Below are 14938 nucleotides of genomic sequence, written 5' to 3'. Positions count from 1 at the left end.
TTATCTTTTTATTTCTGTTAACATTCGCAGCTGTTCATTATATTTTTGTGAGGGTAACTTAACATATCCGACTTCTTCAGCAAGTCTGCCCGCATGTTGCATCATAAATGTCACATACTCTGCCACACTGCTTTTATTTCGAATAGAATCATGATTTACATAAGCAAATAATGATCTTGACAATGGTTTATAGGCACCTGATTGAATCGTTTCTTTCGTTGGTTGTACACCATTTACTTTTATGGCCTTTACCTTATCCTGATTTGCCATATAGTACGCATATCCCACAAATGCAATTGCATTTTTATCATTCATTACCCCTTGCACAATGACTTGATCGTCCTCAGATAAAGAAACTGTTTTTGCAAGACGATTGTTTTGCAAGATAGCACTTTGAAAATAATCATATGTGCCAGAATCAACACCCGGCGCATAAAATTGTACTTTTTCATTTGGCCACCCTGGATGAATATGTGACCATCGTTTCGTTTTTCCATTTTCACTCCATAATAGACGTAATTCCTCTGTTGTCATATTATCTGCCCATGTATTTTGACGATTCACAATGATTGTGAGGCCATCATAAGCAATTTCAAATGGTGTAAACTGGATGGAGTTTTTTCTCATAAAGTCTTCTTCTACTTGTTTCACCTTTCGTGAAGCATTATTAATGTCTACTTCACCTTTTCCAAAACGGTGAAATCCTCCCCCTGTCCCAGATATACTAATAGAAATTTTCACACGCGGATCTTTTTTTGTGTATTCTTCCGCTATCGCTTCCATAATGGGAAAGACGGTTGAGGACCCATCAACTCTCACTTCCTTCACATCATTAGCAGCAGATGTAGTAGACGCATACGAAAACGCAAGGCATATCGATATTGCGAAAATCTTGATACATTTTCTTGTCCACTTCACGTGTAGTTCCTCCTAGAAGTATCCCGAAGTAACAGGATTACAGATATAAGAATACTGCCGAACTATTAATTCGGTTTTAATAATTTGTAAAAGTTTTGTAAAGTTCAACTTAATATGAAGGAATACGATGCTCTTTTCTCATTTTCACTTCTCTTCTCAAAAGTAAATATATGACCGGTCATACTATGAGAGAGTTCATTTTTTCAGCACCTCATTTTTTGCATATGATATGCTTGTCCACAATTACTATACTCTATGCATAAAATACAAAAAAAGCACACTATCTTTTGAGATAGTGTGCCAAATTTACATATTTTCTATTCTTCTTTTTTACCTTTTTCGTCCTTAGGTGCTTCCCCTGTAATTTCTTGTTTCTTTAATTCAAAGTAAGCATCCGTAATGGCACGGCCGATATCTCCGTTCACTCCAGACTTATCGTTGTGTACCCATGGAACAACAACAGAGAATGCAACTTCAGGGTTATCAAGCGGTGCATAACCTACTAATGTTAAGTTATAAGTTGGTACAGGCTCGCCTTTTGCATTTCTTCCGATGTCTTTATTACCACCATAAAATGTTTGTGCTGTTCCTGTCTTTCCGGCAGCTTTATATGGTGCATTACTAAAGTATTTTGCACCAGTACCACCTGAATCATTAAATACTTGTCTAAACCCTTCTTGAACACGTTTGATTTGATCTTCAGGCATATCAACACGATTTAACACTTTCGGTTCCATCGATTGAATTACTTTTCCAACTTCATCTGGTTTAGATGTTGGTTGACGAATTTCTTTAACGATTTGTGGTTGCATGCGATAGCCACCATTAGCAATTGTTGAAACATATTGTGCAAGTTGAAGCGGTGTATACGTATCATATTGTCCAATCGATAAGTCTAATAAGAAACCTGGTTGCGATCCTGAACCCTTCTGACCGGATATTTCGTTTGGTAAATCAATTCCTGTTTTCACTCCAAGCCCAAACTGTCCAAAATAATAACGCATCTCATCGAATGCTTTTTTCTTAATATCTAATGTACCACCTCGAACATATGGTACTCCAGCAATATTCATAGCTGTTTTAAACATGTATACGTTAGAAGACATTTTTAAGGCAGTGAGGTCATTAATATAACCCATCGTTTTCCAAGAAGCTTTTACTGGTGTACCTTTCAATTTAATCGGCTCATCCAATAATGTTGTCCCAGGCTGAATTGCGCCTGTTTGATATCCCGTTAGTATCGTAGCACCTTTCACGGTTGAACCCATCGGATATGCACTTGTCATCGTTCCTAGTGCGTAGTCTTTTATCTCTTTCGTTCCATTTTCCTCTACGATTTGTTTCCCCGCCATAGATAAAACTTCACCATTTTTCGGATTCATCATCACAACAAATGCTCTATCTAAAAGTGGCTCTGATCCTGCATATTGTTTTAAACTCTTTGTAAGAATTTCTTCTACACGCTTTTGCAGTTCCATATCAATTGTTAAATTTAGGTCATTGCCTCGTTGCCCTTTAGATACATTTATCGTTTCTAAAATATTTCCGTCTTTATCTGTAATATTTCTCACTTCTGCTTTTGTACCGTGAAGTGTATCCTCATATTGCTGTTCAATATAACTTTTACCAACGCGGTCGTTACGATTGTAATCTCGAACAAGGAAATAATCTAATCGTTCCCTTGGTAACCCTTCATCTGAGCTTGTCACACCACCAAGTACACTGCGGAACATATCATCATAAGTGTATTTACGATCCCAATCAACTGTCGTATCGATACCTGGTAACAACGCTAAGTTTTCACTAATGATTGCATATTCTTCTGGTGTTACATCTTTTTTTATGATTTGCGGCGTCATTGCATATCCGCCGTCCATCTTACTCTTAATTGCAAGTATTTCTAAATCTTCCGCTGTTAATTGATTGATTTCCGCTTCTGTCACACGATTACGCTGACGCTCTGCAATTTCTTTATCATCAATTTTCTTTGCTTTAAATTCTGCTTGGTCTTTCTTTGTAACCTTTTCTTTCGCTTCCTCTTCATGTAACGAAAGCCAATAATCTTTTTTATCACGTTCTGTTAATTTATCTGGCGATACTTCAATTAGCTTTGCCAATTTTTTCGCCGTCTCTAAACGTTCTTCTGAAGTTGACCCCTTCATTCTTGTAAACGTAATTGTACGAACCGGGTTATTATCCACAACAGCTCGACCATATCTGTCAAAAATTTTCCCGCGTGGAACCGGATTACTTACTGTTGAGTTTTCCTTTTTTTCAACCTCATTTTTATAATCTTCACCATGTACAATTTGTACCATTCCAAGCTTCACAATAATCGCTGAAAACATTAAAAACACACAAAAAAACAACACGTTAAGCCGGAACGGAACGTGGGTCTTCTTTTTTTTCTTCTTTTTACTCATACGAACCCCCTCTACCAACAGCTATGTAATAGGAAAGGGACACCTAGTTACAGGTGTCCTCACTGCTGTTTTACATGTCTTTTTATTCTAGCATAAAACCCGAAAGAAGTTAACCTTCTCGTTCGGTATGATTTTGTGTTGTTTCAGGTGCTGGAATCCTTGTTTTATTTGGATTCCCTTCTCCATATTTGACATTTCTAACAGCAAAATAAATAAGTAAATGTCCAGCTCCAAGAATACATAATAAAACAGGTAAGCTTTTTTCTGGTGGAAAAAATGATACTGCACATAAGAAACTTAAAACAGAACATATTCTCCCGCTGTTCAGCCATAGCTCTCGTACAACAATATACTCAACACGCCACTCTCTGGCTTGCTTTGCTCTTCCAATTACATCATATGTCATAGAACCATATGGAACGAGTAGAATTGGGTAAGCAATAGCGATACATGCTGCATAAATGAGTAATTTTACATATGTAACGTGAAAAATAACTAAAAATACGACGACATACAAAATAATTCCACCAATTAAAATCGCTTTTTTTCTCCATTCCTTTCTTAATATACGCGTAACCAAATAGTAGCATATAAAAGATACAGCTGAATTGACTAAACTATATTTCCCTAGCCCAAATTCACTTCCTGATGCTAAATAGACGTATACGGAAATAACAAAAACAAACGTTCCTTCTCTCAATCCTTGAAAAAAGTGTGCGCGTGTAATCCTTCCCCAGTTTTTATTGATCTTACGTTCTTTCAAAACTTGAACAATTTCATAGCGTCCTTCACATTCTCTTTTCGATAAAAAGAAACTTATGACAACAGCAATTGCAAATAAAGTTAATGAAAGAAAAAAGATAACCGTATACCCAGTCCACTTCTCCATACGCGAAATCGTATACCCAGCTGCTATTGGCCCAATCATTCCAGAGAAAGATGTTAACAAACCGAGAAAACCGTTAAAAAAATCACGTGTTTCAGGCTCTGTAATTTCAAACGTCAACAAATTAAATGCCAGCCAATAAAAACCATATCCAATTCCTAGAAGACCACCAAGTAATAAAATATAATGTGAAGCACGTGTTCCTGCGAGTAAAACAACAACAAAAAAAGTCGCTAATGTTCCTACACCAATTCGCAGTAAAATAGCACGATCTATCCGCTTTGCCAATTTCCCTGCAAAAAGAAATGTTAATGGCTGCAATACAACGCTTGCTAAATTATACACTCCAAGGTTCACATAATTTTGTGTTTGTTTCCATAAATAAATGTTAACAAACGTGTTGGATAAAGAAATCGCAAGCGTGTATAATCCCCCCATAACAAGTAACAATACTAAATCACGATTCACCTCGACATCGCCAATTACATGTTTCCACTTCATACATAACTCTCCTTTACTTCATGTTCTAGTCTTCCAAAGACCGACGCAATTATGTAAAAGAAAGCATACAAAAAAGCTAGGAGAATATTCCCCTAGCTTCTTCAATATCGACTTAAATAAAACGGAATAAGCGATATTATTTAGCTTCTTGGTAACGTTTTTCAGCTGCGTTCCAGTCTACAACGTTCCAGAATGCACCGATGTAGTCAGGACGACGGTTTTGGTAATGTAAGTAGTACGCATGTTCCCAAACGTCTAAACCGATAACTGGAGTTTTACCTTCTGTTAAAGGAGAATCCTGGTTTGGAGTGCTTGTTACTTCTAGCTCACCATTGTTTACTACTAACCAAGCCCAACCAGAACCGAAGCGAGTTGCACCAGCTTTTGCGAACTCTTCTTTGAATGCATCAAAGCTACCGAATTTCGCTTCAATTGCAGCTGCAAGTTCACCTACTGGTTGTCCACCACCATTTGGAGATAGAATTGTCCAGAAGAAAGTGTGGTTCACATGTCCGCCACCATTGTTACGTACTGCAGTACGAATTGCTTCTGGTACTTCATTTAAGTTTGCAACTAATTCTTCAACACTTTTGTCAGCTAGTTCTGCATGACCTTCTAACGCAGCATTTAAGTTTGTTACGTAAGTGTTGTGGTGTTTTGTATGATGGATGTTCATTGTTTCTTTATCAAAATGAGGTTCTAAAGCATCATACGCATAAGGTAAATTTGGTAATTCATGTTTTGCCATTGTTACATTCCTCCCATTTTATGTATTGCCAAAATAATTTAGCATACAACTTCATTTTACCCTAATTGCCATAGGGTGAAAACAAATTAAATCACATTGTCTTGCTATCACTAACGTAGCAAAATTTCCATTTCTTTTCAAACAAAATGCTCATATATTTCGTAAAAAAAAGCTCCCTTCTACAAGGAAGCTTTTCGTCTACATGATAAACATATGAAATGGATATGGACCCTGTAGGACTCGAACCTACGACCGGACGGTTATGAGCCGTCTGCTCTAACCAGCTGAGCTAAGGGTCCAAAATTATGTATATAGCGGTGATTAAAATTCAGATTCACCACCAAATCTCCAAAGAACATTCATAAAAGCTGAAAACTGTAAGATATATCAATTAAGAAATGTAAGATAAATTTACCATATAAAAAAGAAAAGTGTCAATTATATTTTTACCTTTCTGCTACGCAGAACAAAAAGTAGCCCACACTCATTTTCTCTTTTTGTTTTCATTTCGCACAGAACAGGAAAAAGGTTTGATCGCTTCAGCCGCATGCTCTCTCCACCTAAATAGAAAGACTTTTATAAGTAATAAATCCTCTATACAGTCCAACTACCAGAACATTAACCTTATTTCATACGATATAGCTTGTGATTCATTAGATGCGTACGTTACAATAACTTTATGCATCAATCTATCATACATATAGCAAAGGAAGTGAATAGATGTCCATCTTTACACAACTAATAAAAAGTTTATATTCGCCAAAGGATATGGCCCTTTTTCGTTTTCAAAAAATGGGAAAAACAATTCTATACGTCATGTTATTGTGTTTCATCGCAACGATCCCTAAAACTTTCATATTCGGAAACTTCGTACAAGATGTCGTTTCTTCTGTACATCAATCCATTGAAAAAGATCTCCCCGATTTTAAAATTGAGAATGGTGAACTTCACGCTGACGTCAAAGAACCTATTATAAAAGAAGATGGAAATTTTGTTTTTGTATTTGACCCTAATGCAACAGATACGAATGCGTATGCAAATAAACAAGGTGTATTCGTTTTAAAAGATAAAGTTGTATCTATGAATAACAATCAAACACAAAGTCAATCTTACAGCGACTTCGGTAATGGGACATTTGAGAAAAAGGATATCCAAGGCATTGTATCAGCCATTGATAATGTCTATCCATTCCTCATGTTTGGTGTTGGAATAGCCATCTACCTGTTCCAATTATTCATTTCGTTCTTAGGCACAACTATTTTAGCCTTTATCGGTTCAGCAATGGTTGGTCAGCGAAAAGTATCTTACAAACAAGTTTGGACATTAACAGCTTACAGCTATACGATTCCAACTATTTTCTTTATGATTATGAATGCATTAAACATAAATGTGCCAGGAACATTCTATCTGTACACTGCTATCATTTTAATCGTGCTGTATTTAACAATTAAAGAAATACCAAAACCTAAAGAAAAACACGAACTATAAAAAATGCCATTTTGGCATTTTTTTTTTGGACAAGCATATATTTCCTAACAAAGGAGTGAGGAATATGAAGAGACTTGGTGCACTCTTACTTGTGCTTGTTCTCGGTTACGTGTTTTATTACGATATAAAAATTGGTACTTTACCAATGTTAAGTTCATACAAAAAAACAACAGCTGCCCAAACTGTAAAAAAAGAAAATGTTGATACAAAAGCAAAAAAAGAAACAGATGTACAGTATAAAGCAATTGAAGTAAAAACAGGAGATACCGTTTTATCGATTACAGAAGCGATTAATAAGAAAAAAATTCCTTCTATTGAAAAGGTCATCGGTGATTTTAAGCAGTTAAATAAAAATACATCTGCAACAAAAATACAGATCGGAAAATCTTACAAATTCCCGTTATATCAATGAGTAATCACTTAATCCTTGTCAATTACATAAAGGCGCTGATACAATAGTAAAAGTGAAACCGAGCATATAGGTTTCTCTTGCTTCATATCACATATACTATATTTGATATGAAACACAAAATAAGAAACTTCTTTTATAAGGAGAGCGATCTATTCGTGAATGAAATGACTCATCGTACAAAAACACGTCCTGTTAAAGTCGGTAATTTAACAATTGGCGGTAATAATGAATTAATTATACAAAGTATGACAACAACAAAAACACATGATGTGGAAGCAACTGTTGCTGAAATCAAACGTTTAGAAGAAGCGGGTTGTCAAATCGTCCGCGTTGCTGTTCCAGACGAACGTGCAGCAAACGCAATTGCTGATATTAAAAAACAAATTAACATCCCACTTGTTGCTGATATTCACTTCGATTATCGCCTTGCATTAAAAGCAATTGAAGGTGGCATTGATAAAGTACGTATCAACCCAGGCAACATCGGGCGTCGTCATAAAGTAGAAGCTGTTGTAAACGCTGCGAAAGAACGCGGTATTCCAATTCGTATTGGTGTAAATGCTGGTTCATTAGAACGTCATATTTTAGAAAAGTATGGATACCCTACTGCAGATGGTATGGTTGAAAGCGCTCTTCATCATATTAAAATTTTAGAGGACTTAGATTTCCATGATATTATCGTATCAATGAAAGCCTCTGATGTTAATTTAGCAATTGAAGCATATGAAAAAGCAGCTCGTGCTTTTAATTATCCACTGCACTTAGGTATCACAGAATCCGGAACACTATTCGCCGGAACAGTAAAAAGTGCTGCCGGTCTTGGTGCTATTTTAAGTAAAGGTATCGGAAATACACTTCGCATTTCATTAAGTGCTGATCCAGTTGAGGAAGTAAAAGTGGCTCGTGAATTGTTAAAATCATTCGGTCTTGCATCGAACGCTGCAACACTTATTTCTTGTCCAACATGCGGTCGTATTGAAATTGACCTTATCAGTATTGCAAATGAAGTAGAAGAATATATCTCTACGCTGAAAGTACCTATCAAAGTTGCCGTGCTCGGCTGCGCTGTAAACGGTCCCGGTGAAGCTCGTGAAGCCGATATCGGTATTGCTGGTGCACGCGGAGAAGGTTTATTATTCCGTAAAGGAAAAGTCGTTCGTAAAGTACCTGAAGAAACAATGGTAGAAGAACTAAAAAAAGAAATTGATGTAATTGCTGCTGAAATGGCTGCAAATCAAGAAAAAGAAAAACAAGAGCAAAAATAATAAAAAAGCTCGTCAGTTTCATAACTGGCGAGCTTTTACTTTACACATTTTGGGCAACGCCCATATATTTCAAACTTATGTCCTGTTACTTCATATCCCTTAAAATCTTTATTCATAAAATCCATTGGACAGGAAGTAATTTCTTTTGTACCACCACAATCCAAACAAATAAAGTGATGATGATGTTCCATAATAGAGCATGTAAAACGAAAATGCTTTTCTCCATTTAATTCAGTTTGCTCCAAAACACCAATTTCAGCAAATACGGTTAAGTTACGATAGATGGTATCAAAACTTAATCCTGGATAATCATCCTTCATATGCTCTAAAACATCTTTTGCAGTTAAATATCGATTGTGAACTGCAAATAAACGTAACATTTCTTCCCTTTTCCCAGTGTGTTTATAGCCTTTTTCTTTCATAAGGCGTAAAGCTTCTGTCAGATTCATAACTATCCCTACTTTATGCAGTTTTTTTCTTCTTCCATAAGATTGCACCGATTAAAATAAGAACCGCTAGCATAACAATTGTACCACCTGGAGCTAAATCAAGCTGATAAGAAGCGAACAGCCCACCTATCACGGAAATTTCACCAAATAAAATGGAAAAGAAAATTGTTTGTTTAAATCCTTTTGCAATGCGGATACTTGCTGCAACTGGTAATGTCATTAAAGATGACACGAGAAGAACCCCAACAACACGCATAGATATCGCAATGACAAGCGCCACTAAAATAATGAAAATAAAGTGAATCCATTTTGTACGAAGCCCTGTTGATACAGCATATTCTTCGTCAAATGATAATAAAAATAACTCTTTATATAATAAAATAATTGTTGCAATAACGACGATTGCTACAATACCAATAAGAATTAAATCCGTACTCGTTACAGCGCTCACGCTACCAAATAAATAACTAAATAAATCCGTATTAAATCCATTAGCAAGGGAAATGAAGATAACCCCTATTCCCATTCCTGCTGAGAGAATAATCGGAATCGCTAACTCTTGGTAATGTTTATATACAGTACGCAACTTTTCAATCAATAGCGCCCCGCCCATTGAAAAAATCATCCCCATATATAACGGATTTAAAAATCCACCAGTAAAAATCGTTTTTTCCAGTAACAAACTTGCGGCAATTCCTGATAATGTCACATGGCTTAAAGCATCTGCAATTAGTGACAAACGGCGAATAACAACAAACACACCGATTAACGGCGCAACAAGCCCTATTAAAATACCCGCGTATAAAGAATTACGCAAAAAGTCATATTGTAAAAAATCCTGTATCATTATATCCTCCCGTGATGCTCATGGTCATGCTCTAAACGATGAACATGATGTCCATATAAGATCGACATTTCTGCATCTTCTAACTCTCGGAATTTCTCAACATTTCCATGGAAATGTAAATGCTGATTTAAACATGCGACATGCGTCACCTTCTCTGTTACAGCTCCCATATCATGTGTAACCAGAATCAATGTGATCCCTAGTTTTTTATTTAAATCTTCTAGTATCTCATAAAAGCTCTCCACACTCTTTACATCAATCCCAACTGTAGGCTCGTCCAAAATCAATAATTCCGGGTTACTTACAAGTGCACGTGCAATAAATACACGTTGCTGTTGTCCACCGGAAAGCTCTCCTATATTACGATTTTGAAATTCGCTCATTCCTACATCTGCAATTGCCTTTGTAACCTTTTCTTTATCCTCTTTCTTCAAGAAACGAAATAAGCCTTTTTTTGAAACAAGTCCCATTGAAACAACTTCAAAGACAGTCGCTGGAAAACCAGAATTAAAACTGTTAGCCTTTTGTGAAACATAACCAATTTTATTCCACTCTTTAAATTTCTTACTATCAATATCAAATAACCGAATACTTCCTTCCTTCGGCTTCAAAACACCTAATATACACTTTAATAAGGTCGATTTACCAGACCCATTTGGCCCAACCAAACCTAAAAAAGCCCCCTTGGGAACTTGCAAATTAATATTTTCTAACACATTTCGATCTTCATACCGAAATGTCAATCCTTCTATTTCTAACATATTTTTCATAGTATCTCACCTATTTTAATTCAGAATGATTCCGATTTACTTCTATATGAATTATAGTATAGCTTATTATAGTTGTAAACCAATCTGCCTAAAATATATTCTTTATTTAAAGCAACCTTATTATTATAACAAAAAGCAGAGAAAATCTCTCTGCTTTTTAAGGATATTCAAAAATCACGACCAAGATAGCTACCACAATTCTTCGCGCATCAGAATTGATCGCCTCTCTTTACCTTCTTTTTAAACATATACTTTTAATGAATAGCTGATTTAAATTTACCACCATTTGTTTCTTGCGTATTCATAATTGTAACAAAGGCGTTTTCATCAATTTCATGAACAATTGATTTTAATTTCGTTACTTCAAGACGTGTAACGACTGCATAAATTACCTCTTTTTCTTTATCTGTATAACCACCTTTAGCAACAAGTTTCGTTGTCCCACGACCGAGGCGGTGTAAAATTGCATTTGATACTTCTTCATATTGATCTGATACAATTAATACTGCTTTTGTTTCATCCAACCCTTGAATAACCGTATCAATCGTTTTAAAAGCAATATAGTATGTCATAACAGAATACATCGCTTGCTCGACACCAAATACAAATGCTGCCCAAGCAAAAATAAATAGATTTACAAACATCACGAATTCACCGACAGAAAACGGTAATTTCTTTGTTAATAAAATCCCCATAATTTCTGTACCATCCAATGAACCACCATGACGAATAACAAGCCCTACACCAAGACCTAAAATAAGACCACCAAAAACTGTTGCTAAAATAGGCTCTGTCGTAAATGGTTTAAAGGTGTGTAATGTTGACTCAATAAACGCTAAAGCCACAATTCCAAAAGCAGAAGATAACATGAATGTTTTCCCGATTTGTTTATAACCAGAATACATAAACGGGATATTGAGGATAACAACCAAAGTAGAAAAACTCAACCACCAAATGTTAGGAGTAAGATAATCTAGTATGAGGGAGACACCAATAATTCCACCATCAATAATTTTGTTCGGCATTAAAAACAGTTCAATTGCTACCGCCGCACATGCCGCTCCAAAGACAATCATCACCAAACGATACAATAGATGAATAACACTTTCTTTTCGATGTTGTTTCTTCTCCATAAGCCCTCCTTATATTCTCTATGTAATTTTGTTCTTTTATTATAACATACTCCTCTTTTCACCATGGAAAAAAACACCTGGTATACGAATATATACAAGCACCGCACACATATATTTCGATATAAGAACGCCTGAAGGAGGATTATATCATGAACCTCATCAAACATATTGTAAATAAAAAATTAAATCATATGACCACAAAAGAATTATTGAAATATAGTAAAGAATATGAAGTTCCTATCACAACTGAACAAGCTGAGCAAATTGTCCCTTTACTAAAAGGAAAAAATGTCAATATTTACGATACAGGAGAAAGACTAGAACTTTTAAAAAAAATCGCAAAAGTAACCTCTCCATCTACTGCTCAACAAATAAATACATTATTTCAGAAACTATTAAAATAAGGAGGGGAATCCCCCTCCTTATTGTTCTTTAATCTTCTCAAGAAGACCTTCATCAAATGAACCACTCTTTAACATTTCAATTTCAAATTTATATGGTGGTTTTTTATCTTTCTTATCCTCACCCACATAAGGTGTTTCAAGAATTTTTGGTACATGCTGTAATTGCGGATGGTGCACAATATGATGCAACGCTTTGTACCCAATATGGCCAAAACCAATATTTTCGTGACGGTCTTTTCCGGCTCCACGTACATTTTTACTATCATTAATATGCAATACTTGCAAACGATCAATCCCAACAATTTTATCAAATTCGTTTAATACACCATCAAAATCATTCACAATATTATAACCTGCATCATGTGTATGACATGTGTCAAAGCATACAGATAATTTTTCGTTATATTTTACGCCATCAATAATTTTTGCAATTTCGTCAAAACTACGTCCGCACTCTGTTCCTTTTCCAGCCATCGTTTCTAGTGCAATGTTTACTGTCTGTTCTGGCGTCAACACTTCATTTAGCCCTTTAATGATTTGCTGGATACCAGCTTCAGCTCCTGCCCCAACGTGAGCACCTGGATGAAGTACAATTTGCTTCGCTACCCCTAACGCTGACGTTCTTTCAATTTCCATACGAAGGAAATCCACACCTAGTTGAAATGTTTCAGGTTTTGTCGTATTCCCAACATTAATAATATAAGGCGCATGGACGATAATTTCCTCAATACCATTCAGTTCCATATGTTTTCGTCCAGCTTCTATATTTAACTCTTCAATTGGTTTTCTTCTCGTATTTTGCGGTGCACCTGTATAAATCATAAATGTTGTCGCACCATATGAAACAGCCTCTTCACTCGCTGCTAATAACATCTTCTTACCACTCATAGAAACATGAGATCCAATCTTTAACATATAATCACCTCTTCAATATACAATAGCTATAATGATAGCATAATTTGTAGAAATATGTAGTGAATTGTTTGTTCCTAAAAGAATATATACAAACACAAATTGAAAAACCGGGTAAAAACCATTCTTTTCAGGGCGGAGGAGAGCGTCCGGCCATGGATAGAAGCGGTCAGTTCCCTTTTTGCCCCCATGCCAAGTAAGAACAAAAGGAGAAAGCAAGTGGAGAGCATCTTTTGTTTTCATAGCAGCGACTTATATGTTGGAAAATCAAGATGGATATATACAACAATAAGCCCATTACTCTTTCAACATGATGGGATAAAAAAAGATAAGGGATCTTCCCCTTATCTTTTCTTATTGCTATATTTTCTCTTCACTTTTTCACGTTCAGTGGCAAGTTTTTTCTTATAACCTGGCTTAACCTTTTTCGGCTTTTTAACAACTTTTGTTGCCATAATATCTAATTCATCATTTGGTTTTTTACGACTTTTACGACGACGACGCTCACCTAAATCTGCCCATTCGTCTCCACGTAAATCTACATGTTTGAATGTAATATTACGTTGTTTTTCTAAGCTATCTAACGCTTCTTCGTTTGCTGGATCATAAATTGTCACTGCGATACCAGAATAACCAGCACGTGCTGTTCTTCCAACGCGGTGAACGAAGAAATCTAAATCCGAAGGGATTTCATAGTTAATTACATGGCTTATTCCTTCGATATCAATACCACGTGCCGCTAAGTCTGTCGCCACAATATATTGAAATTCTAAATCACGAATTTGCTTCATCATTTTTTTACGATCACGCGGAGTTAAATCACCATGGATTCGTCCAACTTTTAATCCACGCTCTGTTAATCCATTCGCCACTTCATCTGCCATTTTTTTCGTATTTGTAAAGACGATTGCTAAATATGGCTTAAATTGAAGTAACATATTTTTTACTAATTCGATCTTATTGCGATGTCTAGAAGGTACTAAATAATGCTCAATATTCCCTGCCGCAACTTGTTTCGGATTAATATGAATATGCTCTGGATTCTCCATATACTTCTTCATAAACGGCTTTAATTTTTGAGGAATCGTTGCAGAGAAAACAAGCATTTGCAAGTTTTTTGGCATGCGTGCTGCAATTTTATCCACATCTTGAATAAATCCCATATCCAGCATTAAATCTGCCTCATCGACAATAATAGTAGATGCTGTATGAACAAATAGCGCTTGTTCTTCTACTAAATCTTTAATGCGCCCCGGTGTTCCAACAACGACATGAGGTTGCTTTTTCAGCTTTTCAATAGAGCGTTGTTTGTCCGTTCCGCCAATTAAACAACGTGCTGTAATCATTTGATCTTCCGCACAAAACTTTGTTAACTTCACAATCTCTTGATAAATTTGTTGTGCTAACTCACGAGTAGGCGCTGTAATAACAAGTTGTACTTCTTCACGTTTTGCATCAATTCTGTTTAAAGTTGGAAGTAAGTATGCATGTGTTTTCCCAGAACCGGTTTGAGACTGTCCAATTACACTTACACCTTTTTTTACAACTGGAAAAATTTTCTGTTGAATTTCTGTCGGCTCCGAAAAGCGTAGTTCACGAACTGCATCTATTAAAAATGGTTGAAAATTATACTGCGTAAATGTTTGTAGTGTCATAAGTTACACCTTCTTTCTAAAATTTCTACTGCGCGCACAAATCAGTCAAGTCTACATTATATCGAAATCTAATAGTAAAATCCATCTTTAGTTTAGGTTTTCACTTCAAAAACTAACCTTATTCCTT

General features: G+C 35.8%; 14 protein-coding genes and 1 tRNA gene. 4 read left to right on the top strand and 11 right to left on the bottom strand.

Translation table 11 applies throughout. From position 1 onward, the window contains the following. The 5 genes from HRG09_RS01330 to HRG09_RS01310 all read right to left on the bottom strand — a co-directional run bounded on the left by HRG09_RS01330 (position 1) and on the right by HRG09_RS01310 (position 5775). A complete protein-coding gene (locus HRG09_RS01330) occupies positions 1-918 on the bottom strand; it encodes a PstS family phosphate ABC transporter substrate-binding protein (protein ID WP_174098993.1) in 918 nt (305 codons plus the stop codon). Positions 919-1235: 317 nt separating this feature from the next. After that, positions 1236-3341, bottom strand: coding sequence for a peptidoglycan D,D-transpeptidase FtsI family protein (locus HRG09_RS01325; protein ID WP_174098992.1), 2106 nt, complete (start codon positions 3339-3341; stop codon positions 1236-1238). 109 nt (positions 3342-3450) lie between these two features. Continuing rightward, a complete protein-coding gene (locus tag HRG09_RS01320) occupies positions 3451-4728 on the bottom strand; it encodes an MFS transporter (protein ID WP_174098991.1) in 1278 nt (425 codons plus the stop codon). Positions 4729-4864: 136 nt separating this feature from the next. Continuing rightward, on the bottom strand, positions 4865-5476 hold the full coding sequence (gene sodA / locus HRG09_RS01315) for a superoxide dismutase [Mn] (RefSeq protein ID WP_174098990.1): 612 nt from the start codon (positions 5474-5476) through the stop codon (positions 4865-4867). Between the two features lie 225 nt (positions 5477-5701). Next, positions 5702-5775 (bottom strand) — tRNA-Ile (locus HRG09_RS01310). A gap of 421 nt (positions 5776-6196) precedes the next feature. Here HRG09_RS01310 and HRG09_RS01305 point away from each other — a divergent pair. The 3 genes from HRG09_RS01305 (at position 6197) to ispG (ending at position 8641) form a co-directional block, all read left to right on the top strand. Next, positions 6197-6964, top strand: a complete 768-nt coding sequence (locus HRG09_RS01305) for a DUF1189 domain-containing protein (RefSeq protein ID WP_174098989.1) — start codon at positions 6197-6199, stop codon at positions 6962-6964. A gap of 64 nt (positions 6965-7028) precedes the next feature. Next, positions 7029-7376, top strand: a complete 348-nt coding sequence (locus HRG09_RS01300; protein ID WP_174098988.1) for a hypothetical protein — start codon at positions 7029-7031, stop codon at positions 7374-7376. Positions 7377-7540: 164 nt separating this feature from the next. Beyond that, positions 7541-8641: a flavodoxin-dependent (E)-4-hydroxy-3-methylbut-2-enyl-diphosphate synthase gene (gene ispG, locus HRG09_RS01295; RefSeq protein ID WP_174099303.1), complete on the top strand. Its 1101-nt coding sequence runs from the start codon at positions 7541-7543 to the stop codon at positions 8639-8641. Between the two features lie 35 nt (positions 8642-8676). On the opposite strand, the gene HRG09_RS01290 is transcribed toward ispG, so the two are convergent. The 4 genes from HRG09_RS01290 to HRG09_RS01275 all read right to left on the bottom strand — a co-directional run bounded on the left by HRG09_RS01290 (position 8677) and on the right by HRG09_RS01275 (position 11840). Continuing rightward, positions 8677-9090, bottom strand: coding sequence for a Fur family transcriptional regulator (locus HRG09_RS01290; RefSeq protein ID WP_174098987.1), 414 nt, complete (start codon positions 9088-9090; stop codon positions 8677-8679). A gap of 13 nt (positions 9091-9103) precedes the next feature. Further along, the gene (locus tag HRG09_RS01285) at positions 9104-9937 is read right to left on the bottom strand and encodes a metal ABC transporter permease (RefSeq protein WP_174098986.1); all 834 of its coding nucleotides are present in this window, start codon (positions 9935-9937) and stop codon (positions 9104-9106) included. After that, positions 9937-10707 carry a metal ABC transporter ATP-binding protein gene (locus HRG09_RS01280; RefSeq protein ID WP_174098985.1) on the bottom strand — a complete coding sequence of 257 codons (771 nt, stop codon included), beginning with the start codon at positions 10705-10707 and terminating at the stop codon, positions 9937-9939. Before HRG09_RS01280 ends, HRG09_RS01285 begins: the two co-directional genes overlap by 1 nt. A gap of 254 nt (positions 10708-10961) precedes the next feature. After that, on the bottom strand, positions 10962-11840 hold the full coding sequence (locus tag HRG09_RS01275) for a YitT family protein (RefSeq protein WP_174098984.1): 879 nt from the start codon (positions 11838-11840) through the stop codon (positions 10962-10964). A gap of 149 nt (positions 11841-11989) precedes the next feature. Here HRG09_RS01275 and HRG09_RS01270 point away from each other — a divergent pair, with 149 nt between their 5' ends. Next, positions 11990-12244, top strand: a complete 255-nt coding sequence (locus HRG09_RS01270) for a DUF2624 domain-containing protein (protein WP_174098983.1) — start codon at positions 11990-11992, stop codon at positions 12242-12244. Between the two features lie 18 nt (positions 12245-12262). On the opposite strand, the gene HRG09_RS01265 is transcribed toward HRG09_RS01270, so the two are convergent. After that, positions 12263-13159 (bottom strand): deoxyribonuclease IV, encoded by an 897-nt coding sequence (locus tag HRG09_RS01265; protein ID WP_174098982.1) that lies wholly within the window; start codon positions 13157-13159, stop codon positions 12263-12265. A gap of 341 nt (positions 13160-13500) precedes the next feature. Further along, positions 13501-14811 carry a DEAD/DEAH box helicase gene (locus HRG09_RS01260; RefSeq protein ID WP_174098981.1) on the bottom strand — a complete coding sequence of 437 codons (1311 nt, stop codon included), beginning with the start codon at positions 14809-14811 and terminating at the stop codon, positions 13501-13503. Between the last annotated feature and the right edge of the window lie 127 nt (positions 14812-14938).

This window comes from Bacillus sp. Xin1, from assembly GCF_013314535.1.
Classification (GTDB): Bacteria; Bacillota; Bacilli; order Bacillales; family Bacillaceae_G; genus Bacillus_A.
This window is presented reverse-complemented; position numbering and strand designations above follow the sequence as displayed.

Excerpts from the sequence above, each read along its gene's own strand:
- HRG09_RS01325 (WP_174098992.1), bottom strand. The coding sequence starts at position 3,341 with ATGAGTAAAAAGAAGAAAAAAAAGAAGACCCACGTTCCGTTCCGGCTT.
- HRG09_RS01320 (WP_174098991.1), bottom strand. The coding sequence starts at position 4,728 with ATGAAGTGGAAACATGTAATTGGCGATGTCGAGGTGAATCGTGATTTA.
- sodA (WP_174098990.1), bottom strand. The coding sequence starts at position 5,476 with ATGGCAAAACATGAATTACCAAATTTACCTTATGCGTATGATGCTTTA.
- HRG09_RS01305 (WP_174098989.1), top strand. The coding sequence starts at position 6,197 with ATGTCCATCTTTACACAACTAATAAAAAGTTTATATTCGCCAAAGGAT.
- HRG09_RS01300 (WP_174098988.1), top strand. The coding sequence starts at position 7,029 with ATGAAGAGACTTGGTGCACTCTTACTTGTGCTTGTTCTCGGTTACGTG.
- ispG (WP_174099303.1), top strand. The coding sequence starts at position 7,541 with ATGACTCATCGTACAAAAACACGTCCTGTTAAAGTCGGTAATTTAACA.
- HRG09_RS01290 (WP_174098987.1), bottom strand. The coding sequence starts at position 9,090 with ATGAATCTGACAGAAGCTTTACGCCTTATGAAAGAAAAAGGCTATAAA.
- HRG09_RS01285 (WP_174098986.1), bottom strand. The coding sequence starts at position 9,937 with ATGATACAGGATTTTTTACAATATGACTTTTTGCGTAATTCTTTATAC.
- HRG09_RS01280 (WP_174098985.1), bottom strand. The coding sequence starts at position 10,707 with ATGAAAAATATGTTAGAAATAGAAGGATTGACATTTCGGTATGAAGAT.
- HRG09_RS01275 (WP_174098984.1), bottom strand. The coding sequence starts at position 11,840 with ATGGAGAAGAAACAACATCGAAAAGAAAGTGTTATTCATCTATTGTAT.
- HRG09_RS01270 (WP_174098983.1), top strand. The coding sequence starts at position 11,990 with ATGAACCTCATCAAACATATTGTAAATAAAAAATTAAATCATATGACC.
- HRG09_RS01265 (WP_174098982.1), bottom strand. The coding sequence starts at position 13,159 with ATGTTAAAGATTGGATCTCATGTTTCTATGAGTGGTAAGAAGATGTTA.
- HRG09_RS01260 (WP_174098981.1), bottom strand. The coding sequence starts at position 14,811 with ATGACACTACAAACATTTACGCAGTATAATTTTCAACCATTTTTAATA.